This is a genomic window from Chitinophagales bacterium (genome assembly GCA_017303415.1).
Lineage (GTDB): Bacteria > Bacteroidota > Bacteroidia > Chitinophagales > Chitinophagaceae > SpSt-398.
Genome location: JAFLBJ010000001.1, coordinates 2,161,468 through 2,182,936 on the forward strand (window position 1 = coordinate 2,161,468; position 21,469 = coordinate 2,182,936).

Sequence of the window (21,469 nt, forward strand, 5' to 3'; positions counted from 1 at the left end):
TATACTTTAATCCCTTCGTTTCGACGAGGGGGTTTTTGTTTTATATAATTCAGTAGCTTTACCCGATGCCTGAACGGATCATTTTCACCGAAGAATTTTGCCAGCCGGAAGACCTTTACCCCTTTACCCTCACCCGGCAGATTCAGGACATTCGTATCGGCATACTCACCATCCGCGAAAAATGGGAGCGCCTGTTGGGGGCTGTATCTTACGACAAGTTTGAAGACGATTACAAAGACCTTGACCGGGCCGTTCGTATTGACAAGGATTTAGGGGCGGGTGTCATCTACATGGTACATGGTAACCTGCTTCCAACCCCTGAATTGGTTAATGCCATTAAAAAATTAAAGAATGGGGAATTCCTGTCCCTGAATGGGGATGCAGGCATAGTGTTCCGATTTTCAGTCAAGGAAATTGTAAAGCCGAATCAGGTAAAAATGAAAAAGGCGGTGGTGATCAGAAATGAAGTGCCAACCATTCGTTTTCCCTGGGATATCACCCGTTTGAATGCCACAGCCCTGATGGAAGATTGGAAGCTTCTCAAGGGGCGGAGAAAATCACAACCCCTGTCGAGGACCAACAAAGTAACCAAAGCGCAGAATGTATTTGTGGAGAAGGGAGCCAGGGTGGAGCATGCTGTGATCAATGCCACCGATGGGCCTGTTTATATTGGGAAAAATGCCTTGGTAATGGAGGGTTCGCTAATCCGCGGACCTGTTTCGATCGGTGAAGGATCAGTAGTGAAAATGGGCACCCGGATCTATGGAGCCACCACCATTGGACCTGGCTGCGTGGTAGGAGGGGAGATTAAGAATAGCGTGATCTTTGGGCATAGCAACAAAGCCCATGATGGCTATCTGGGTGATTCTGTATTGGGAGAATGGTGCAACTGGGGAGCTGGAACGACCAATAGCAACATAAAGAATAATGCCGGTACTGTACGGGTATGGACCAGGAAAGGAGAGATAGAAGCGGGAAATAAATGCGGGGTCTTTATGGGTGACTATTCCCGCACAGCCATTAATACCAGTATCAATACCGGCACCGTCATCGGGGTTTCCTGTAATGTATACGGGAATGGACTCACACCAAAGTATATTCCTTCCTTTGCCTGGGGCTCCGACGGACTGAACCGCTACCGCCTCGAAAAAGCATTGGATGATATCAGGGCCTGGAAAAAAATGAAAGGACAATTGCTATCCATGACGGAGGAATCCATTTTACATACCATATACCATAAATACTAAATGAACCGTATGAGGAAACAAATCGCAGCCGCAAACTGGAAAATGAACCTGACCTATCAACAAGGCGAGCAGTTATTGGATGATATACTGGCTGCTGGAATTACCCTGGCCGACCATCAGGAGGCGGTATTTGCAGTACCTTCTCTTTATCTTACTCTGGCGCAAAAGAAATTATCAGGGCATAAGCACTACCATGCTTCCGCGCAAAATTGTTACAATAAGAAATCCGGTGCCTATACCGGCGAAATCGCTGCCGAGATGATCAAATCGGTAGGTGTAGGCTATTGTGTTCTGGGTCATAGCGAACGCCGTGAGTACTTCCAGGAAAGTCACCAGATGTTGGCCGAAAAAGTGGACCTCTGTCTCGAAAATGGATTAACCCCGATCTTTTGTTGTGGTGAACCTTTGTCCATCCGGGAACAGGGAAGCCAGAATGAATTTGTGGCCACCCAACTCCGTGAATCCCTTTACCATCTGCCAGCAGAAAAAGTTAAAACCCTCGTGATCGCCTATGAGCCGATCTGGGCCATTGGAACAGGTAAAACCGCCACTACCGCACAGGCACAAGAAATGCATGCTTATCTGCGTTCTGTATTGGCAGACCAGTACGGACAGGACATTGCCAATACCATACCCATCCTCTACGGAGGAAGTGTAAAAGCCAATAATGCGGCGGAACTATTTGCCAGTCCCGATGTGGATGGTGGATTGGTGGGCGGCGCCTCCCTGGTAGCGAGCGATTTTATTGCGATCATCAAAGCTTTGAAATAAACCACCGTTATCGGTAAGCCATACCATATCGTCATAACCCGAAAGAACCAGATGCTCCTGAGCTTTTTAAAGATCAGAGCCGTGGTTAACGGTAAAGAAATATATCCCCTCACGAATAACCAGCCGGTGGTGATCACATTGGGAGAAAATAATCCCCATGTGGTCATCTCCGACGGGTTTCATCATACCAAACCCGTAGAATTGGTCTATCATCATCTTCATACCTATTATTTCCATGTGGTATGCGCCATAGATGATGTGCAATTATTTTTCGGCTTTCTGTATATCGCCTTGTTTTATTTACTGGGAATAGGGGTGGGGCTTCTTTTTTTTAAGATCATCTGCTTTCTGCCCGTTATATATTTCCTCTATGTATTTTATGTTAACCGCCAGGATTATATTCAGTTGAAGGCGGTATAACGAGTGGTAACGCGACTTCCTCTGTTGCATTTAGCAGGTCTAATTCGAGTATGGTGGATTCTCCATCTTCCGACTGATGATACATTGAAAGAAAACGGTGTCCAAAAAGAAATTCATCCGCCGCGTAGGATGTTCGCGCCACCACGGTATTGGAAAAAGTTTCATCAAAGGCTTTGACAAATACGATTAATTCCGCTTTGAGATTACGCAATTCCTCGGCGCTTAGTTGATATAAGGCACTTTTTTCATTGATGGCGTGAACGATCGTCCAATTCAGAAATAACGTATTGATCTGCGCAAGTTCAACTCCGAGTGGATAAAACCGGTTGACCGGTTTGCCCTCTTCAATAAACCGCAAGCCCAGTGTAAGCTTTACCTCCACATCGGTAAGGTGATTGTTCTTATAGGGAGAAAGACGTATCATCAATCCTCGTCCGTCCTTGTACGGCGCAATGAGTGCCTTTTCACTGAACCGTAAAAAGGCCTGCGGATGAGAGAAACGTCCGTATAATAAACCAGTGGCCAGGGCAAAACTCAGTAACCCCAAAAACGCTTCAAAGGAAGCCACCAGACCAGACCAAAATCCAACCGGGTTTAACCGGCCATAGCCAACAGTGGTAAAGGTTTGGGCACTGAAAAAGAATGCCTCTGAAAATTGAATCCAGAACGGGCCCTTTTCCATTCCTGCCATATCCTCCTTACCGATCCACAGATATATACTGGCGAAAATGGTGTTGATGAGAATGAAAACGAGCAGTATCGATAACCAGAATTTCCATCGGGGCATTTCCAACATGGTATGGTACCAGCTAAACCGGTCCAATAATTTCAACCCCCGCTTGTGCACATTCGCGGAACCATCTTTACGATAATACCGGGTGCCCACCGTATTGCCATTATTACCCAGACCGGTGGCAGGGTCTTCTTTCAGGACTTTATTTCTTTTGAATAAGGCCATATCACAGTTTAGCAGGTTTAGGGATGGTGAACTGATTACAAGTTAAGGGGCATTAACAAAAAGTCCACCGCAAGGTTGGATAAGGAGGCGGAAGAAAGGGCTTCATTGCTTCCACTGGTCAGGTTAAAGACGGTATATCCCAATCCTTCACACTCTTTCAATAAAGTTGCGGGCGTTTCACCAAAACGTACCAGCGTTTCCGGATTACATTCGAGGATGATCCGGGGGCGGTGCTTTTTGATCAATTCCTTCATGCCCCTCAACACCTCTTTCTCATTTCCTTCCGTATCAATCTTGATAAGATCTATTTTTTGAAGCGATCTGGTCAGTTCCCAGGAATCCAAATCGATCATCTCCACCTCTTCCTGGCTACCCCTATGGTTTTCGGGTGGATAGAGAGCGGACATTCCTTCGTTATCAGGCCCAGCATGAAAAATCGTGACTTTACCTCTTGTACTGCCTACGGCAAACGGATAAGCATCTGCCTGCCCTAACCTGTTTTTTCCCAAATGCGCTTTTAACTTGTCAAAGTTGGATCGTACGGGTTCGAAGGCGATGACCCGGATACCTGGGTCAATGGATCCCGCCACAAGCGAGTAGTAACCTATATTGGCCCCGATATCCAAAAAAGTTTCCCCGGCTTTCAGGTTTTTTTCAAGATAGCGGGTGATATGAGCATCGTATGATCCATACCAAAGTAGCTGTTGTTGCTGGTGTTCAAAAGGGGAAAGCAACATGCAAAACCCCTGTGGTAATTTCTTTTCAAACAGACGTTGATCCATTTTTAAAAAACGCAACATTCGCAGAAAATACTTTAACCCCCGATGGGGAAACCGAAAATGGCGTATATAAAATTGAATCAACCAAAAGATCATCCGGGGACATGCGTTAGGTATCCGTAAATTTATAGTTTATTTGCCCAAAACCATTTGTTTGAAAGCCGACCTGTTCAAAGGAAGCATTTACCGGATCATTTTCATGGGACTGAGTTTTTTGGTCAGTCTGCTGATTGCCGCAATTTCGGGTACGGCCATCTTTGGTTCCCTTTCCCTGATGATCGTAAATGCAGCCATCCTACTCATTTTTTCCGGGTTAGGAACGGATGCAGCGCTGGTTTGGCATTGGGCCGGAGAAAAATTGAATCCCCGTGCGGGGTATTCTTTTGTTACCCTGACTGGGCTTTTTCAACTGCTTTTATTTGGGTTAGGGGAATGGACCAGTTTGCAGGTATGGGATAAAACCCTGTTGGCAAGAGGTAGTGGACAAACTTATTTGTGGCCCGAAACATTATATTTTGTGGGATTGGTGCTTTTGGAAAAATGGGGCTCGCTCTTCTACTCCTCCCATCAGGCTGTTCGGGCCAACCAGATACTCGCCATCATCTCCTTTGTATTTGCTCTTTTTTTAGCCTTCTCTGTCCAGGGATTGGGTGTTCGGGTAGAGGATCCTTTTTCTTTATTTGCCGGCTTTACGTTTATCCAGGGACTCAGCCTTATGGTCGCCTTTCATTTTTCGGTACCCGGCATTCGGCCTGGCCGACTTTCAGCCAGCGAGATACGTTCTCTGTTTCAATTTTCCTTCCTGGTCTTCATCACCAATGGAATTCAGTTTCTGGCCTATCGGATCGATTATTGGTTCATTGACCATTACCAGGGCGAGGGGGGAGTGGGTGTTTATGCGCAGGCAAACCGCTTTGCGCAGCTTTTGTGGGTTGTTCCCAATATCCTGGCAGCTTTGTTGATCCCCGCACTTTCAAAGAAAGAAGGAGCGTTGACTACCTCCGGTTTTATGACCTATCCCCGGTTCCTGATGCGGTGGAATGCCATCTTATTACTCCTGGTACCTTTTACAGCCTGGCTCATCTATCAATATCTGATGCCGGCTTCCTTTATGCCCGGCTGGAAAGCCTTGCTCTGGATGATTCCCGGTTACTATTTCTTTGGACTGACCCTCCTCCTGGCCGCCTGGTTTTCGGCAATGGGGCAATTAAAGGTTAACCTTACCGGCTCACTGATCTGTCTTGTCCTGATCACCCTGGCCGACGCCCTGTTAATTCCCCGGTGGGGAGCAATAGGAGCTGCTTTAGCCAATACCCTTGCGTATTCGCTCACGACGTTGTATTTTATGCTGCGATTTAAAGCCCGGACCGGAATAGATCACCTGTCGTATTGGCGTTCCAAAGACTGATTCATGCAAGAAGGCAAGGAAAAAAAATACATACTCTGGCTACCTTCCTGGTACCCCACCGAACTGACCCCTTTTGATGGGGATTTTATTCAACGGCATGCAAGGGCCGTTTCCCCGTTCATGCCAGTACATGTATTTCACCTCATACGTGATCGCGATCGTAAATGGACCCGTAGTACGCGACTGGTGGAAAAAGTACAGGGGGATCTTACCGAAACGATCCTGTACTATGCAAGCCCGAACCTGCCATTTCGCTTTTTGGATAAACTTGTTTCCCAATGGAAATTCATGTGGTTGTATCGGAAACATATCCGAAGAATATTTGAGGAAAAGGGTTTCCCTGAGTTGCAGCATGTGCATGTCGTCTATAAAGCGGGATTGATCGCGCGATGGATCAACAAGAAATGGGGAATACCTTTTGTGCTAACCGAACAGTGGACGATCCATTTGCCAGAAGCAAGACCTAATCTCTTTGATCTTCCTTTTGCTGAGCAACACCTTATTTCCCGGATCATGGATCATGTGGAATGGGTACTGCCTGTGTCAAAGTACCTGGGAAAAGCCATGAAAGAACACTGGCCCTTTATTCGTTTTGAAGTGATCCCAAACGTGGTCGATCATGGATTGTTCAAACCCGGAACAGCACCAAAGTCATTCGATAAACTGAGACTGGCACATATTTCTACACTGACCTACCAGAAGGATCCGGAATCGCTCTGCACAGCGCTGACTTTACTAAAGCAACGGAATGTGGCTTTTCAATTGGATCTGTTCGGGCCGGCCACAAAGGAAATAAAAGACCTGATGCAAAAAGCGGGTATAGCAGAGCAGGTAATTTTTCATGGTGAAAGACCTCAGATCGAACTGGCTCGTATCCTGGGCGAATGTCATGCCCTCGTTTTATATTCCCGCTATGAAACTTTTGGTTGCGTGATCATTGAGGCCAATGCCTGTGGTATCCCGGTAGTGGTTCCTGATACAGCCCTAATGCAGGAGATCGTTTCACCGGATATAAATGGCGTCCTGGTCAAACCTCATGATCCGATCGCGCTCGCAGATGCATTGCAAAAAATGGCAAACGGGGACATTCGGTTTGATGCCGATAAAATCCGTGAATCCAGTTTAAAATATGGAATGGATGTAGTGGGAAAACAGTATGTGGCAGTGTATGAGCAACTGTTGCTTCAGCTCGAATAAGCTTGCAACTTCTCCATCAGGTTTACATATTCCTTCATGGCATCTTCCTTTGGCTTCCCTTTCAGGTTTACCCAGGCTTCATATTTTGCCTTGGCCACAAAATCAAATGGATTTGGGGCGGGTGTATTTACATCGCCTTCGGTTGCTTGTTTGTACAATGAATAGAGTTGGAGTAAGGTTTCGTTGCTGGGTCTCTCACTGAGATTTTTACTGTCAGCGACAGCCTGTTCGAACAACTGGTGCAAATCCATGGTGGTTAACGATTTTTCACGAATTTAGGGTTTTAAATGTTATCAATTGGCGAACACCCGTTAAAGTGAAGGGTTTTACATCATTTTTTTTATTAACAATTAATGCGATATTAGGCGTATAAATTTTCTAATATGAAGACTGTCAAGGAAGTGCTCGAAAGGAAGAGTAAGTCTTTCAACCAAATTTCAACAGGTGCCCTGGTCATTGAGGCCCTGCAGATGTTGAATTCGGTGAACCTCAGTTATCTGGTGGTTATGGACGGTGATCAGTTCAAAGGAATATTTAGTGAGCGGGATTATACCCGCAATGTGGCATTAAAGGGTCGGTCAAGTGCCACTACCACGGTAGGTGAGGTCATGTCCGTCGACCTGCCAATCATTGGTATCAATGATTCGGTGGAACAATGCATGAACAAAATAGACACTTTCAAAACCCGGTATTTGCTGGCCTATGAGGACAAGAAATTTCTGGGGGTGATCACCATACATGACCTGCTCCGAATGGTCATTGCCAGTCGTGCCGAAGTGTTTGATGATAACCTGGTCCAAAGGCTTCTGGATCAGAACGAAAACATCCGGGTTTATTGAGTATACCATACGTCAAATTTGTGACCGATATGGGCCTAAATTGGTGTATATTTGCCTTTTACATTAATTCTTTTACATGAGCGTTCCTAAATTCCCCCACACGGGAGATGCCTTCTACCTGGAGTTGAAGAAAAGGGTAGGTGATTATTTTTCCCAGGCTGGCATTGCTTCCACTGGAAATTTTCAGTTGTATTTCAAAGCTGTATTACTGGTTATCTCCTATATCGCTTTATATACCTGGCTGGTGTTCTTTACACCCGCCACCTTTATCGCCATCATCGGTTGTGCCGTTTTGGGTATCCTGACTGCCGCCATTGGTTTCAATGTTATGCATGATGGGGCACACGGTAGTTTTAGCCAGCATCCCTGGCTGAATAAGCTGGCCGGCCTTTCCCTGAATGTCCTGGGTGCTAATAACTACCTGTGGAAAACAAAACACAATGTCATTCACCATGCCTATACAAATGTGGACGGAGTAGATGATGATATTGATGCCAGGCCTTTTTTGCGTCTCTGCGAAACGCAAAAATTCTATAAAGTACATCGCTTCCAGCATCTCTATTTCTGGGCTGCTTACTCCCTGTTGTATCTATGGTGGATCTTTTTCACCGACTATCGTAAGTATTTTGCAGGCCGGATCGGGCCGGTGAAATTGAAGAAAATGAATATGTCGGAGCACCTCACCTTCTGGGGCTTCAAAGTACTGCACATGGCGATCTTTGTCGTTCTGCCTATCCTTGTAGTAGGAGTGATACCCTGGCTTGTCGGTTTCCTGACCCTTGCGCTGGTAGCCGGATTTGTACTGAGCATCGTGTTCCAATTGGCCCATACTGTACAGGATACGGAGTTTCCACAAGCTGACCCCGTCACCAATAAACTGGGTGATGAATGGGCGATTCACCAATTAAAGACCACCGCTAATTTTTCCAATAGAAACCGGCTTATCTCCTGGTGGGTAGGGGGATTGAACTTTCAGATTGAACATCACCTGTTTCCCCGGATCTCCCACGTTCATTATCCGGCCATCAGTAAATTAATACGACAAACCTGTGCCGAATTTGGTATTCAATATATTGAATATCCACGGTTAAGGTATGCCGTTGCCTCCCATGTCGCTTTTCTGCGGCAAATGGGAAAACCTTAAGTCGCAACTTTTCCACATTCCGGCTTATTTCCAACCATGGCATCTTTTTTGGGTAAGGAAAGGGTATTCCTACGCATTTCCTAAACCCAATTCGAATTATATGAGAACAAAACAGTTAAGTGCTCTCGGGCTGTTTGCCCTTTTTGCCACACTGATTACATTTTTTTCCTGTCAAAAAGAAGGATCCCTTCAATCGAATATTCCTGAAGGGCAAAACAAATTGTCCATCTATCTGATGGATGGGCCTTATGATTTCCAACAGGTTAATGTGGAGATACAGGCTATCTACGTAAAAATTGATTCCTGTGACAGAAGCAGATGGAATGATGATGATGATGACCATCCGGGTTGTGATGACCATCATGATTCACTGTACCGCAATTGTGAATTCTGGGATACATTGGATGTGAACCCCGGGGTTTATGATCTTCTCACCCTGCAAAACGGAGTCGATACCTTATTGGCCAGTGGCTTTGTTTTGGACGGAAGAATTGAACGCATCAAATTTGTTCTGGGTACCAATAATAGTGTGATGGTGGATAGCGTGGTCCATCCCCTTCACCTGGTGGGCAACCTGAATTATGTGTTTGTAAACCTCAAAAGAGAACATCTCGATTCACTCAGTTCTGACAATTTCCAATTATATCTTGATTTTGACGTGGCCCGCTCTATTTGGAAATCCAATGGAAAATATTGGCTCAAACCTGTACTCAAACCTTTCGGCCGGCATAGCACCGGGGAAATCGAAGGAAAGGTAAGACCGGTCCACTCACATGGTATGATCATGGCTTTATCGGGTACCGATACCACATTTGCCCGGCCAGACCATCATGAAGGTGAATTCAAGATCAGAGGCCTGAGACCAGGTACCTATGATGTATTCATCGATGGCATCAATGGTTATCGGGATACGACAATAACCGGAGTAGAAGTCAGGCGAAACCGCGACACAGAATTAGGCACAATACGATTAACGCAATAGATCCAATAAGTAAAACCAGGATAGACCCGCGACATGTTCGCGGGTCTTTTTTTTTTGCCCGGATAAAAGATGTTGAAATGCCTTTTATAATTATTTTTTTCAGGGGGTATAAATCGCATACCAAAGGGCATCTTATATCCAAAGGTGCCTTTATTCATTAAATGCTAAAATTATCAATCATGAAAAAAATGTTTTGGGTATTTCTGCTATTGGCCATTTCTGGCACCCTGGCTGCCCAGGGTGGACCGGGAAGACCAGGGCGTCAGAATAATTCTGTTAACAGGGGTTATGTTGATGCCAATAAAAACAATGTGTGTGACCGCTATGAAAATGGTAACGTCCCCGGTTCGCGGATGATGGGTCGAAGAAACGGTGGCGGTGGGACCTGCCTTTACCGAACAGGCAATGCCAATGTAAACAGGCCGGGACCTGGTTTAGGCAGACGTAGGTTCTGAATGATTCTCTAACCTTAAAATCAGATTTACCATGAAAACAAAACACGGAGTTTTGGTGCTGCTTGCATTCCCCGTTTTGATGTCGGCCATGTGCAATAAGGAAAAGGTGAGTACAAATAACAATACACAAATGGGCAATGGTTCAGGATATGGATTGAACCAGGCCTTTAATTTGCCCGCCGAACCACTTAGTGCACCAGAAAGCGAATCGTTGCTATACATGCGCGAAGAAGAAAAGCTGGCGCGGGATGTGTACAAAACCCTTTATGCAAAATGGGGCTCATTCGTTTTCTCCAATATACAATCCAGTGAACAAAGGCATATGGACGCGGTAAAAATGTTGATCAATAAATATGGACTTACTGATCCCGTTGTATCCGATGCCGTAGGTGTATTTACAAATACACATTTGCAACAATTGTATGATCAGTTGGTGGCAAAGGGATCTGTTTCCGTTGCCGAGGCATTTCAGGTGGGAGCAACCATTGAAGACCTGGACCTTTTTGACCTGGCTAAAGCCTTACAGGCCATCGACAATCAGGATATCCGGCTGGTATATGATAACCTGTCACGCGGAAGCCGTAACCACCTCCGTGCTTTTTATTCAAATATCCTGGCGCAGTCGGGTACCTATACTCCTCAGTTTATAGATCAGGTTCTGTTTGATTCCATCGTGAATAGTGGTGTTGAAACGGGAAGGGGATGCCAAACTGGGGGTCTGGATTGCATTACGTAATGACCGGGAAAACGCTTACCTTTGCCCGTCCTAAAACGGGGATGTAAGCTTCATGAAGAACATACGTAATTTTTGTATCATCGCGCATATTGATCATGGCAAATCGACCTTGGCAGACAGACTGTTACAGGTCACCAATACGATCAGCGAACGGGACATGATGGACCAGGTACTGGATGACATGGACCTGGAACGGGAAAAGGGGATCACGATCAAAAGCCACGCGATCCAGATCAACTATAGGCACAAAGACGGACAGGAGTATATCCTGAATCTGATCGATACCCCCGGGCACGTGGATTTCAGCTACGAGGTCAGCCGGGCCCTGGCCGCCTGCGAAGGCGCCCTGTTGCTTGTGGATGCCACCCAGGGTATACAGGCCCAGACCATTTCCAACCTCTACCTGGCAATTGAGAATAATCTGGAGATCATCCCTGTCATCAACAAGATCGATATGGATGGCGCCATGATCGATGAGGTAAAGGACCAGATCATAGAACTTATTGGCTGTAAACCGGAGGATATCTTACTGGCAAGTGGTCGTACAGGGATCGGGGTCGATGCGATATTGGATGCGATCGTGCAAAAGATACCTTCCCCAAAGGGAAACCCGGATGCACCCCTGCAAGCCCTGATCTTTGATAGTGTATTCAACTCCTTTCGCGGAATTATCGTTTATTACCGTATCCTGAATGGGTCTATACAGAAGGGAGACAAAGTAAAATTTGTTTCCACCGGCCAGGAATATGAGGCCGATGAAATTGGTATCCTCAAATTGAAAATGACCGAGAAAAAGGCCGTTTCCTGTGGCGACGTAGGTTATATCATCACCGGTATCAAGGTGGCCAAGGAAGTAAAAGTGGGGGATACCATTACATTGGCCAATAACCCGCACCCGGAAATGATCAAAGGGTTCGAAGAAGTAAAACCCATGGTCTTTGCCGGTATCTTCCCGGTGAATACCGATGAGTTTGAGGAGTTACGCGAATGCATGGATAAACTCCAGCTCAACGACGCCTCCCTCACCTATGAACTGGAAACTTCCCAGGCCCTTGGTTTTGGATTCCGTTGCGGATTCCTGGGTATGCTCCACATGGAGATCATTCAGGAAAGATTGGAAAGGGAGTTTGATCAAACCGTGATCACAACCGTTCCCAACGTAAGTTTTATCGCCTACCTGACCAATGGTGATAAAGTGATCGTCAATAATCCGACCGAATTTCCTGATCCGGTGAAGACCGAAAGGATCGAGGAACCCTTTATCAAAGCACAGATCATCACCAAACCCGATTATATCGGGAATATCATGACCCTTTGTTTGGGTAAACGAGGTATCCTGATCAATCAAAGCTATCTCACCACCACCCGCGTGGAATTGATATTTGAAATGCCCCTGACGGAGATCGTATTTGATTTTTATGATAAACTCAAATCACAAACACGGGGTTATGCCTCTTTTGACTACCATCCGATTGGCTACCGTGACAGTGATATCGTGAAAATGGATATTCTGCTGAATGGAGATAAAGTAGATGCCCTGAGTGCCCTGATCCATCGCAGCCGGGCACAGGAATTTGGGCGCAAACTTTGCGAAAAACTGAAAGAACTTTTACCCCGACAACAATTCCAGATCGCTATCCAGGCAGCCATTGGCGCCAAGATCGTGGCCCGGGAGAGTATCGCGGCCCTGCGTAAGGATGTAACCGCCAAATGTTATGGTGGTGACATCAGCCGGAAACGAAAACTCCTCGAAAAACAAAAGGAAGGGAAGAAACGCATGCGTCAGATCGGGAACGTAGAAGTTCCTCAGGAAGCCTTCCTGGCTGTTCTGAAGCTGGATGATTAGGGGCTTGATAAATGCATGTTTTCCAAAACCACGATATGGGCGGCCCTCTTGCTGGTCGTTTATCTCCTGAATGGCATCCTTCTTATTCCACAATCATCACTTACCTATGATGAAATGGATCATTGGAGCTATGGGAAGAGGATCTTAAAGATTCAGCCCAAGCGGGTCTATCCCTTCGATGATGCCAGCACAATGCCCGTTACGGGTTTAAATGCCATCCCCCGCGCCATCGAACAATTGGCCGATCCCTCCCTTCGCAAATCCGATGCAGGGTTTAGTGATATCCTGCACGGCCGTTACGTGACATTATTTTTATGCCTCCTTACCGGAATACTTATCTGGAGCTGGAGCCGTGAACTGTTTGGAGAATTAGCCGGACTACTTTCCCTTTTTTTATATGTTTTCTGTCCAAATCTGAACGCACATGGCACCCTGCTCACCACCGATGCCTATGCTGCTTTATTAACCCTGGCCACCTTTTACTCCCTTTGGCGATTTATACAGGTTTCACATTGGAAGCGATTCCTGCTCTTTGCCTTTTGCCTGTCGATTGCCCAAGTGGTCAAACCATCTCTTGTACACCTATTTTTTCTGTCCGCGGCAGTTTCCCTTGTCGTTGTATTATACCGGGGAAATTGGAAAACCAATTGGAAGAAACAACTCCTTCGGATAGGTTTGGTCTCCCTGGTACTTTTGTTGGTCATCAACCTGGCCTTCTTTTTTCAGGGTACCGGTCAGTCTCTGGATGGGTACAGCTTCCAAAGCCAAACCTTTAAAAATTTGCAGGCGGGTATCTGGTCATCCATAGCGCTTCCATTTCCAGTACCCTATATCGAGGGTATCGACCTGACCATGTACATGAACCAGTTGGGGGCGGGACATCCGGAAGTATCAGGACCCAATTATTTATTAGGTGAAACGCGAACCGGAAATGGATTTTGGTACTACTATTTTATCAGTTTTATTTTTAAAACACCATTGACTGTGCTTCTCCTGTTGCTGGGCTTACCTGTTCTGCTTTGGAAAAATCCAGCTACCAACAGAGAGACCTGGACGGTATTCCTGCTATTGACCATCTCCCTTTATTTTCTGCTTGTATTTGGACTGACCAATCGGTCTCAGGTAGGAATACGCCACGTATTGATGGTCTATCCTTTGGTGTATGTAGCCCTGGGCTATTGGGCAAAAGCGGTATTCTCCATCAAATGGAAAGGATTGTTGTTTGCAGGAATACTCCTTTATACCGGGTTTTCCTATTATCGTTTTTACCCCAACCTGATCGCTTATCACAATGAAATAGTTGCGGATAAAAAAGTATATACGATCATGGCTTCTTCCAACGTGGATTTTGGTCAATCGGCATTTCGGCTGCAAAAATTCCTAACCAATAATCCTGAATACCGCATTCCGGATTCCATTCCCCAACCGGGAAAATACATCCAGGGTGTGGATGCCTATTTGGGATTGATGGATAAATATAGAATCGATTGGTTGAATGATCATTTTAAACCAGTCGGACAATTTGACCATTCATTTCTTCTGTTTGAAGTGACAGAAGCCGAACTTCGACAAAAAGGAATTCGTTAATGTACGCTTCCCCCCAATCCATATTTGTTATCATCCCCTGCTTCAATGAAGCAAGCGTAATAAAGGATACTGTCGCTGGTGTTTTGGAAAAGGGATACAATGTGGTGGTGGTAGATGATGCGTCAACAGATGAAACGAGACAGCGCTTACAGGGGCTTCCGATTCATTATCTCCGGCATCGGATCAACCTGGGTCAGGGAGCTGCCCTTCAAACGGGATTAGATCATGCTCTTCTAAACGGGGCAGAGTTCCTGATCACCTTTGATGCCGATGGTCAGCATTTACCCGGGGGTATTGCCGGAATGGTAGAGGAAATGGAAGTAAAAAAGGTGGATATCATTTTTGGCTCCCGCTTTCTTAAAGGTTCAGCCTCCACCGTTCCTTCGGGAAGAAAGTGGCTATTGAAGATGGCCCGGTTTGTCAATTACTTTTTTTCAGGAATACTGCTTTCAGATGCTCACAATGGCTTCAGGTGTCTTAGCCGAAAGGCCGCTGAGAAAATACGCCTGCGCGAAAACCGGATGGCACATGCATCCGAGATCCTGATTCAGGTGGCCCGGTTGAAACTAACCTATGCCGAATACCCGGTTAACATACATTACACCGCCTATTCAATGGCAAAGGGACAGGGAAACCGGCATGGGCTGCGAATATTATTTGAATTAATTTTATACAAACTCTTTCGCTGATGACCATTATCCAGGTAATTCTGACAGCCTTTGTGGTACTGATCGCCGTTTATATGTACGTGCGGCTGCGCACCACCTTGTTTGATTTATTGTTGATCCTGGTCTTTGCCGGAGCTGGAGTTTTCTTTGTCATCTTCCCGAACACCACAACACGTATTGCTCACTTTGTTGGCGTAAACAGGGGCGCCGATATGATCTTTTACCTGGCGATCCTCTTTCTTTTATTTCTGGTATTGAAATTATATGCCCGCATCAGGCGGTTGGAACAACAGTTCACGGAATTAGTAAGAGATCGGGTGGAGGCCGAAGTAAATAAGAAATAAGATTACTTATTTCCTCCGCTTTTGAAAAGCGGTTTCTCCACCGGGGCCTGCCCATCTTCCAGTTTAAAATGGAAGATCTTTTCAACATGCACCCATTGCCCATTTTTCCATTGAAACCCTTCATAATCCCCATCGGGTATATAGGTCCATTTTTTTTCGGGCTCTCCATCTTCCGGTATCAGGTGATCGAATACGATCATTTGCAGGTCCGGATCATAGGCTAAAATAATGCGGGCATCTTCCTTATATTCCAATTGAAACCGGTGTTGCACCGGGCTTGGTATAGAGTCATTGGCAAAACTGAAAAAAGGTCCTCCAAACAAGGGTTCTCCTTTATCGGTGAAATGGAGTACCTCGATCCATTTCTTATTGCTCATAACGGTGTTGTTATCATTTCCAAACAAGGTGTAATATTTCTTTCCCTTGTATTCTGTGGCCACCATATTATAATACACGGCACCGATCCAGCGTAATTTGGTCCGGGTGGAGTCCATCACATTCATACTTTCCTCAGAAACATCATATAAGGGATGGATCTTGAAAGAGCCATCCGGGGTACGCATTTGTATGGCTGCCCGCTGGCGGGAATAGTAATCGTCAAAAGACAATACCCATGAGATGATCCGGAAGGCACTGTCGGGGGCATAGAGTTTGGAAATACCAAGTACCGAATCAAAGGGATAATAAAAAGAGTTTTTAACCTGCAGGCTGCGGATCAGGGTACGGACAAAAAAGCTGTCCGAACGCATACGGTTCTCAGTAAGTGAGTCCATAACCAGGTTCTCGGCATAGGCCGCCAATGAATCTTCCTTTGCCTTTAATTTCTTCAGGTCAGCCGCGGTGATCTTTTGGGCTGATCCCTGGAACTGCAGGAGCAGGACTAGTATGGCAATGAGGGTCCTCCTTATCATGGGCCAAATTTAATTTTATTCCTGATGCTTAACTGTTTTTTGCATCACGGGCGTATTCATTTACCTGTTAAAGCTTTGGCAAAATCGGTTAGCAGGTCAAAACGCCAGTCAATATCCGGATGGGGAAAACCCACTTCCGGATGGGTCGTGGCGATATAGACTGTTTTCATACCTGCATTTCGGCCAAACTGCATATCACTCATCTTATTGCCCACCATGATCGATCGCTCCAGGTTAATGGAAAACTCTCTGGCTGCCCGAAAGGCATGGCCCGGATTGGGTTTCCGGTCCGGGTGATCATTGTTTAAACTGGTACAATAATAGATCCGGTCAATATGACCTTTTTTCTGGGCAAAGAGTTGCAACATCTGTTCGTGGATGTCTGACAGGTCTTTTTCCGTCATCAGTCGTTTTCCTACCCCGCGTTGATTGGTCACCACAAATACATGGCCAAAATGCTGGTTAAACGTGGCAATTGCATCAGGTACTCCATCATAGATCCTGAATTCATCGGTATGGAAAATATAGGATCCATCCTTATCATAGTTTATTACTCCATCCCTGTCAAGAAAGAGACTCCAGGAGGAATCGATGGAGGGGAAGGGAGGGTTGGGGTACTTCATTCAGCCAAACATGTTTTTTTCAACCAGTTCACAAATGATATGTCCAACCAGGATATGGCTTTCCTGGATTCTTGGTGTATCGGTTGAAGGGATATTTAAGAGTATATCAGACAGCTCTTTCAATTTTCCTCCACCGGCACCGGTAAAAGCGATGGTCAGCACACCCATTTTTTTCGCGGCTGCAAACGCATTCACGATATTGGTGGAGTTTCCGGAAGTAGAAAAGCCGATCAATACATCACCTGCTTTTAAAGTGCCTTCTACCATTCGGGCATATACATCTTCAAAACTGTAGTCATTGGCCACGGCAGTGAGGTAGGAGGTGTTGGCATGTAAGGCCTCAGCCGGAAGGGCTTTTCGGTCGGTATAAAAACGACCGGTGAATTCTGCGGCGATATGTTGTGCATCGGCTGCACTTCCGCCATTTCCGCATAAATAAAGGCGATGCCCCTGAGAAAAGGCAGCGGTGATCTTATTCACGGCATCTGCGATCTTTTGAATCATCGATTCGTCCGACAGCAGGGCGGTTTTAACATCGATCGATCGGGATATGATCTCCTGAATTTGGTTCATGTGGATAATCGAAAAAGGGTTCATTTTTCACCAAGCGATAATAGCTTGCTGATAAAATTTGACCAACTGTATTTCTCTTTTTCCCTGCGAAGATGGGGAATAAAATGCGCTTTGCCTAATTGGTAGAACCGTTGGATGGCTGTGGCAATGGCATAGGGTTCGGGTTCGGCGATAAGTCCGGTTTGCTCGGATTCGATCAGCGCCGGCAGACCTCCAACATTGGTTACCAGAGTGGGGCACTCGTAATTAAAGGCCAGCGGTGTGACACCGCTTTGGGTGGCGTGGCGATAGGGCTGAACCACCAGATCGGCGGCACAGAAATAATATTTTACCGTATGATCGGGTATGAAATGTGTATGCAGGATAAGACGATCGTTGAGCTCCAGCGTTTGGATCAGGTCGCGGTATTTATCTTCATCGCCATAGAATTCTCCGGCGATCAAAAGTTTGATCGACGGATCGGGTGGGAGCGTGCTCATCGCTTCCAAAAGAAGATCAAGTCCCTTGTAGGACCGGATAAAACCAAAGAAGAGAAGCAGCCGGGTGGAAGGATCGATCCCTAATTTTTCCTTGGCCTCAGCTTCACTTACCGGTTCTCCAAAATTATCATACAATGGATGACGGAGTTGGATATGGGGTTTGTGGGTAACAAATTTCTCCAGATCCTGTGTAACCTGATCACTCATGGTCACAAATCCATCACAGGCCTTAAATAAATAATGGGTGAAAGGTTTATCTCCAAACCTTTTTTCATGTGGGATTACATTATCCGCGATGCAAATGATCTTGCTGTGATGATTCTTTCGAATGGATCGGGCGATGGTGCCCAGGCAGGGACCCATAAAAGGCAGCCAATACCGGATGATCACGATATCATGCTTTTCTTTTCGTAATTGCCTCCCAACTTTGATCCAGTTAAATGGATTGATGGAATTGATCAGGCTTCGGATGGGGATGCCTGGTGGTGCCGGCTCGTCGGTAAATTGTGATTTGCCGGGGAATAAAAAACCAGGGTATTGAAGCTTAAAAGAACAAATACTACAAGTATATCCCTGGTTCAGCCACTCCTTGGCCAGGCGATGGTTGAATGTCGTCATTCCACCTCCACGTAGCGGGTGGGCGGGTCCTATGATCAGGATCTTTTTGGTCATGATAAACCAGTCTTGCTTTCAATCAGGTAGGAATTACGTCCGGGTGAATTCCGGGCTACCAATTCAGCCAAAAATCCGGTGAGAAATAACTGTGCTCCCACCACCAAAGCGGTAAGGGCAATATAGAAACCAGGCCGGCTGGTGATTGCGAAACTATAATCGATGAGCTTGGAGATAACCAGATAGCTGGAGAATCCAAAACCCACCAAAAAGAATATCGTACCCCATAAACCAAAGAAATGCATGGGCCGCTTGGAAAACTTGCCCACAAAGGTGATGGACAGCAGATCGAGAAAACCGTTTACAAAACGTTCCCAGCCAAACTTGGTGACCCCGTATTTTCTGGCCCGGTGCTCAACCACTTTTTCGCCGATCTTCTTAAACCCGGCCCATTTAGCTATAACGGGGATGTACCGGTGCATTTCGCCATATACTTCAATACTCTTGATGACTTTTTGCCGGTAGGCTTTAAGTCCGCAATTAAAGTCATGCAATTTTACCTTGGAAACCCTGCGTGTAACTGCATTGAAGAACTTGGAAGGAATATTTTTGGTCAGCGTGTTGTCATAACGCTTTTTCTTCCAGCCGCTCACCAGGTCAAAACCATCCTGGCGAACCATTCGTACTAATTCGGGTATTTCATCCGGGCTGTCCTGCAGGTCAGCATCCATGGTTATGACCACTTCTCCCTGGGCTTCCCGGAACCCTTCATTGAGCGCTGCTGACTTGCCATAGTTTCGCTGAAAACTGATCCCCTTGACCTGTGGGTTCTTCTGATGAAGGGTTTGGATCACTTCCCAGGAGCGGTCATTGCTGCCATCATCCACGAGGATGATCTCATAGGAGAGTCCATTCTCTGTCACCACCCGTTCGATCCAGGTGCAGAGTTCGGGCAACGATTCTTCTTCGTTGTAAAGGGGTATGACGAGCGAAACATCCATTTAGATACTCATTTGATCCATCGGGTTCACCGGTTTCTTCTTCGTAACCGCCGCACCGATCAGGGAACCGATAGCGCCTAAAATTGCCATACCGATCACCGTACCAATGGCGGCAAACAAGATGTAGTTCCGACTAAACATATTGACGGCCGTTTCGATCTGGTCATCCGTGGTTTTTCCGTCTTCTTCCATTTTCTCCCGCATGGTTTGGAGAATTTGGTCTTTGAACTCCGGGAAAGCCATATTAAAACCAATGACAAAAACCAACATGATCAGGATAACGATCGCGGTGGCCTTGAAACCATAAGAGAACAGGTTACCAAAGGTGACCTGGTTATCTTTCGACTTGGCATACTGGTGAATAAAGAAGATCAATCCCCCGATCAAGATCACATAGGATAAATAACCCAATGTCTGATTTTGCATCTGGTCGAGGAAATATAGAACGATACTATACACTACGAGCAAAGCTCCCAGAATGGCACCGGCCACAAGATGGCTGATGGGTTTAGTTTCTTGCATGTTAGTTTGTTTAAGGATTCAAAATTAGCTGGTCTTTATTAATAATCCCCCATACTTTTCCCCGAAGGGTTTTTCCCAAAAAGGGAGAGTTCTGTGACCTGGATCTTTTTTGCGACAGGGTATAGGTCCATTCCTTCTCCGGATCAAACAAGGTGAGGGTCGCTTTTTGGCCTTCCTCGATGGACAGGGCGGGTAAACCGAACAAGGCTCTTGGTTGGGAGCTAAGCAGTCGCACCCAGCGTTCAGGTTCGTTGGGGATGACGGTGTTCAGGACAGAAAAAGCGGTTTCCAGACCGGTCATTCCGTTCCGGGCATATTCAAATTCACTGACCTTGCTATCGGCTTCATGGGGCAAATGGTGGGTGGCAATACAATCCACGGTACCGTCTTTTACCGCTTCGATCAAACGCAGACGATCAGCCTCCGTCCGGATCGGTGGATTTACCTTTAAGTTGGTATCATATTCCTGTAATGATTCCTCATTTAAGTAGAGGTGGTAGGGTGTGACGGAGCAGCTAAGCTGAATCCCCGAAGCCTTACCCCGGTTCACATATTCTACTGACTTGGCTGTGCTTATGGCCGTTAAATGAAGTTTTGATTCCGTATACCGGGCCAGTTTAATATCCCTTGCCACGATCAATTCCTCGGCCATGGCCGGTTTACCTGCCAAACCCAGGGAAGTAGATACCACCCCCTCATTCATCAGTCCATGCGGGCTGATACTCTGGTCATCGGGTAACTGGATGATGATGCCACCAAAGGCTTTGATATACTGAAGGGCTTTTACCAATAATCCGGCTGATTGAATAGACCGTATTCCATCACTAAAGGCGATGGCACCGCTGGCACGCATATCATACATTTCGGCCAGGTCCTTACCCTCGGTCTGCCGGGTTACGGCCCCGATCGGATGGAGGTTGACCGGTTGTGTGGCTGATCGTTGGCGCAGGTATTCGACCTGACCTTTACTGTCCACTACCGGATTGGTATTTGGGAGGAGAAAAACATCGGTGTAACCACCTGCTGCTGCGGCGGCGGCTCCGGTTTCGATCGTTTCTTTGTATTCCTGCCCCGGATCCCCAAAGTGGGAGAAAACATCTACCCAGCCTGGAGAAATACACAGGTTCTCTATACTGATCTCCTGGTCGGCCTTGGTTTGAATAGCAGAGCCAATTTGTCGGATCAGGCCATTTTCAATAAAAATATCCTGGGTTTGTCCGTTGAATGGTGAGAGGGGATCAACGATTCGAGCGTTCTTAATGAGGAGCTTCATTAAGGGGCGAAGATAAGGTTGTTTTTGGGAAGAAAAAATAAGGCTAAGAGCCAAAGGCTAATAACTAAGAGCTATGTGCTTTTAGCTGTTAGCC

Annotated in this window: 24 protein-coding genes; 14 read left to right on the top strand and 10 right to left on the bottom strand. The window is 46.2% G+C overall.

Translation table 11 applies throughout. The annotated features are described in order from the left end of the window. The first annotated feature begins 65 nt into the window (after window positions 1–65). The 3 genes from J0M30_09385 to J0M30_09395 are packed head-to-tail and all read left to right on the top strand — an operon-like array spanning window position 66 to window position 2,438. Window positions 66–1,247 (top strand): hypothetical protein, encoded by a 1,182-nt coding sequence (locus tag J0M30_09385; protein MBN8667702.1) that lies wholly within the window; start codon window positions 66–68, stop codon window positions 1,245–1,247. Window positions 1,248–1,256: 9 nt separating this feature from the next. Continuing rightward, window positions 1,257–2,018 carry a triose-phosphate isomerase gene (locus J0M30_09390; GenBank protein MBN8667703.1) on the top strand — a complete coding sequence of 254 codons (762 nt, stop codon included), beginning with the start codon at window positions 1,257–1,259 and terminating at the stop codon, window positions 2,016–2,018. Window positions 2,019–2,069: 51 nt separating this feature from the next. Beyond that, on the top strand, window positions 2,070–2,438 hold the full coding sequence (locus J0M30_09395; GenBank protein MBN8667704.1) for a hypothetical protein: 369 nt from the start codon (window positions 2,070–2,072) through the stop codon (window positions 2,436–2,438). On the opposite strand, the gene J0M30_09400 is transcribed toward J0M30_09395, so the two are convergent. Together J0M30_09400 and J0M30_09405 are read right to left on the bottom strand one after the other, a co-directional pair. Beyond that, the gene (locus tag J0M30_09400) at window positions 2,401–3,396 is read right to left on the bottom strand and encodes a transporter (GenBank protein MBN8667705.1); all 996 of its coding nucleotides are present in this window, start codon (window positions 3,394–3,396) and stop codon (window positions 2,401–2,403) included. The two genes, J0M30_09395 and J0M30_09400, sit on opposite strands and share 38 nt — an antisense overlap. Before the next feature lie 35 nt (window positions 3,397–3,431). Continuing rightward, window positions 3,432–4,196 (bottom strand): FkbM family methyltransferase, encoded by a 765-nt coding sequence (locus J0M30_09405; GenBank protein ID MBN8667706.1) that lies wholly within the window; start codon window positions 4,194–4,196, stop codon window positions 3,432–3,434. Between the two features lie 133 nt (window positions 4,197–4,329). On the opposite strand from J0M30_09405, the gene J0M30_09410 reads away from it, so the two are divergent. Both J0M30_09410 and J0M30_09415 read left to right on the top strand, forming a co-directional pair. Then, window positions 4,330–5,583, top strand: coding sequence for a polysaccharide biosynthesis C-terminal domain-containing protein (locus tag J0M30_09410; GenBank protein ID MBN8667707.1), 1,254 nt, complete (start codon window positions 4,330–4,332; stop codon window positions 5,581–5,583). 3 nt (window positions 5,584–5,586) lie between these two features. Beyond that, window positions 5,587–6,780 (top strand): glycosyltransferase, encoded by a 1,194-nt coding sequence (locus J0M30_09415; protein ID MBN8667708.1) that lies wholly within the window; start codon window positions 5,587–5,589, stop codon window positions 6,778–6,780. Here J0M30_09415 and J0M30_09420 read toward each other — a convergent pair. Beyond that, window positions 6,768–7,031, bottom strand: a complete 264-nt coding sequence (locus J0M30_09420) for an acyl-CoA-binding protein (protein ID MBN8667709.1) — start codon at window positions 7,029–7,031, stop codon at window positions 6,768–6,770. The two genes, J0M30_09415 and J0M30_09420, sit on opposite strands and share 13 nt — an antisense overlap. Window positions 7,032–7,163: 132 nt before the next feature. Between J0M30_09420 and J0M30_09425 the strand changes: the two genes are divergently transcribed. From J0M30_09425 to J0M30_09465, 9 genes are all read left to right on the top strand, one after another. Next, window positions 7,164–7,619 (top strand): CBS domain-containing protein, encoded by a 456-nt coding sequence (locus tag J0M30_09425; GenBank protein MBN8667710.1) that lies wholly within the window; start codon window positions 7,164–7,166, stop codon window positions 7,617–7,619. 76 nt (window positions 7,620–7,695) lie between these two features. Further along, a complete protein-coding gene (locus J0M30_09430; protein MBN8667711.1) occupies window positions 7,696–8,763 on the top strand; it encodes an acyl-CoA desaturase in 1,068 nt (355 codons plus the stop codon). A 100-nt stretch (window positions 8,764–8,863) separates the two neighbouring features. Then, on the top strand, window positions 8,864–9,745 hold the full coding sequence (locus tag J0M30_09435; protein MBN8667712.1) for a DUF4382 domain-containing protein: 882 nt from the start codon (window positions 8,864–8,866) through the stop codon (window positions 9,743–9,745). Window positions 9,746–9,924: 179 nt separating this feature from the next. Further along, window positions 9,925–10,200, top strand: coding sequence for a hypothetical protein (locus J0M30_09440; GenBank protein ID MBN8667713.1), 276 nt, complete (start codon window positions 9,925–9,927; stop codon window positions 10,198–10,200). A 31-nt stretch (window positions 10,201–10,231) separates the two neighbouring features. Beyond that, window positions 10,232–10,936 (top strand): DUF2202 domain-containing protein, encoded by a 705-nt coding sequence (locus tag J0M30_09445; protein MBN8667714.1) that lies wholly within the window; start codon window positions 10,232–10,234, stop codon window positions 10,934–10,936. Window positions 10,937–10,988: 52 nt separating this feature from the next. Beyond that, entirely contained in the window at window positions 10,989–12,782 is a 1,794-nt protein-coding gene (lepA, locus tag J0M30_09450) for an elongation factor 4 (protein ID MBN8667715.1), read from the top strand. A gap of 15 nt (window positions 12,783–12,797) precedes the next feature. Further along, window positions 12,798–14,369: a glycosyltransferase family 39 protein gene (locus tag J0M30_09455; protein MBN8667716.1), complete on the top strand. Its 1,572-nt coding sequence runs from the start codon at window positions 12,798–12,800 to the stop codon at window positions 14,367–14,369. After that, window positions 14,369–15,058 (top strand): glycosyltransferase family 2 protein, encoded by a 690-nt coding sequence (locus J0M30_09460; protein MBN8667717.1) that lies wholly within the window; start codon window positions 14,369–14,371, stop codon window positions 15,056–15,058. The genes J0M30_09455 and J0M30_09460 overlap by 1 nt, the downstream gene beginning before the upstream one ends. Next, complete coding sequence (locus J0M30_09465) at window positions 15,058–15,381, top strand: DUF2304 domain-containing protein (protein ID MBN8667718.1); 324 nt, start codon at window positions 15,058–15,060, stop codon at window positions 15,379–15,381. Before J0M30_09460 ends, J0M30_09465 begins: the two co-directional genes overlap by 1 nt. Window positions 15,382–15,383: 2 nt before the next feature. Here the strand turns inward: J0M30_09465 and J0M30_09470 are convergent, their stop codons facing one another. Genes J0M30_09470 through J0M30_09500 form a run of 7 tightly spaced genes read right to left on the bottom strand, consistent with a single transcriptional unit; the run spans window position 15,384 to window position 21,375 of the window. Beyond that, window positions 15,384–16,292, bottom strand: a complete 909-nt coding sequence (locus tag J0M30_09470) for a hypothetical protein (protein MBN8667719.1) — start codon at window positions 16,290–16,292, stop codon at window positions 15,384–15,386. A 56-nt stretch (window positions 16,293–16,348) separates the two neighbouring features. Beyond that, window positions 16,349–16,915 carry an HAD family hydrolase gene (locus tag J0M30_09475; GenBank protein ID MBN8667720.1) on the bottom strand — a complete coding sequence of 189 codons (567 nt, stop codon included), beginning with the start codon at window positions 16,913–16,915 and terminating at the stop codon, window positions 16,349–16,351. Further along, the gene (locus J0M30_09480; protein ID MBN8667721.1) at window positions 16,916–17,488 is read right to left on the bottom strand and encodes a D-sedoheptulose 7-phosphate isomerase; all 573 of its coding nucleotides are present in this window, start codon (window positions 17,486–17,488) and stop codon (window positions 16,916–16,918) included. It abuts the gene before it with no gap. A gap of 20 nt (window positions 17,489–17,508) precedes the next feature. Next, entirely contained in the window at window positions 17,509–18,639 is a 1,131-nt protein-coding gene (locus tag J0M30_09485) for a glycosyltransferase family 4 protein (protein ID MBN8667722.1), read from the bottom strand. After that, window positions 18,636–19,580 carry a glycosyltransferase family 2 protein gene (locus J0M30_09490; protein ID MBN8667723.1) on the bottom strand — a complete coding sequence of 315 codons (945 nt, stop codon included), beginning with the start codon at window positions 19,578–19,580 and terminating at the stop codon, window positions 18,636–18,638. The genes J0M30_09485 and J0M30_09490 overlap by 4 nt, the downstream gene beginning before the upstream one ends. Then, entirely contained in the window at window positions 19,581–20,102 is a 522-nt protein-coding gene (locus tag J0M30_09495; GenBank protein ID MBN8667724.1) for a DUF4199 domain-containing protein, read from the bottom strand. It abuts the gene before it with no gap. Window positions 20,103–20,112: 10 nt separating this feature from the next. Next, window positions 20,113–21,375: a dihydroorotase gene (locus J0M30_09500; protein MBN8667725.1), complete on the bottom strand. Its 1,263-nt coding sequence runs from the start codon at window positions 21,373–21,375 to the stop codon at window positions 20,113–20,115. Between the last annotated feature and the right edge of the window lie 94 nt (window positions 21,376–21,469).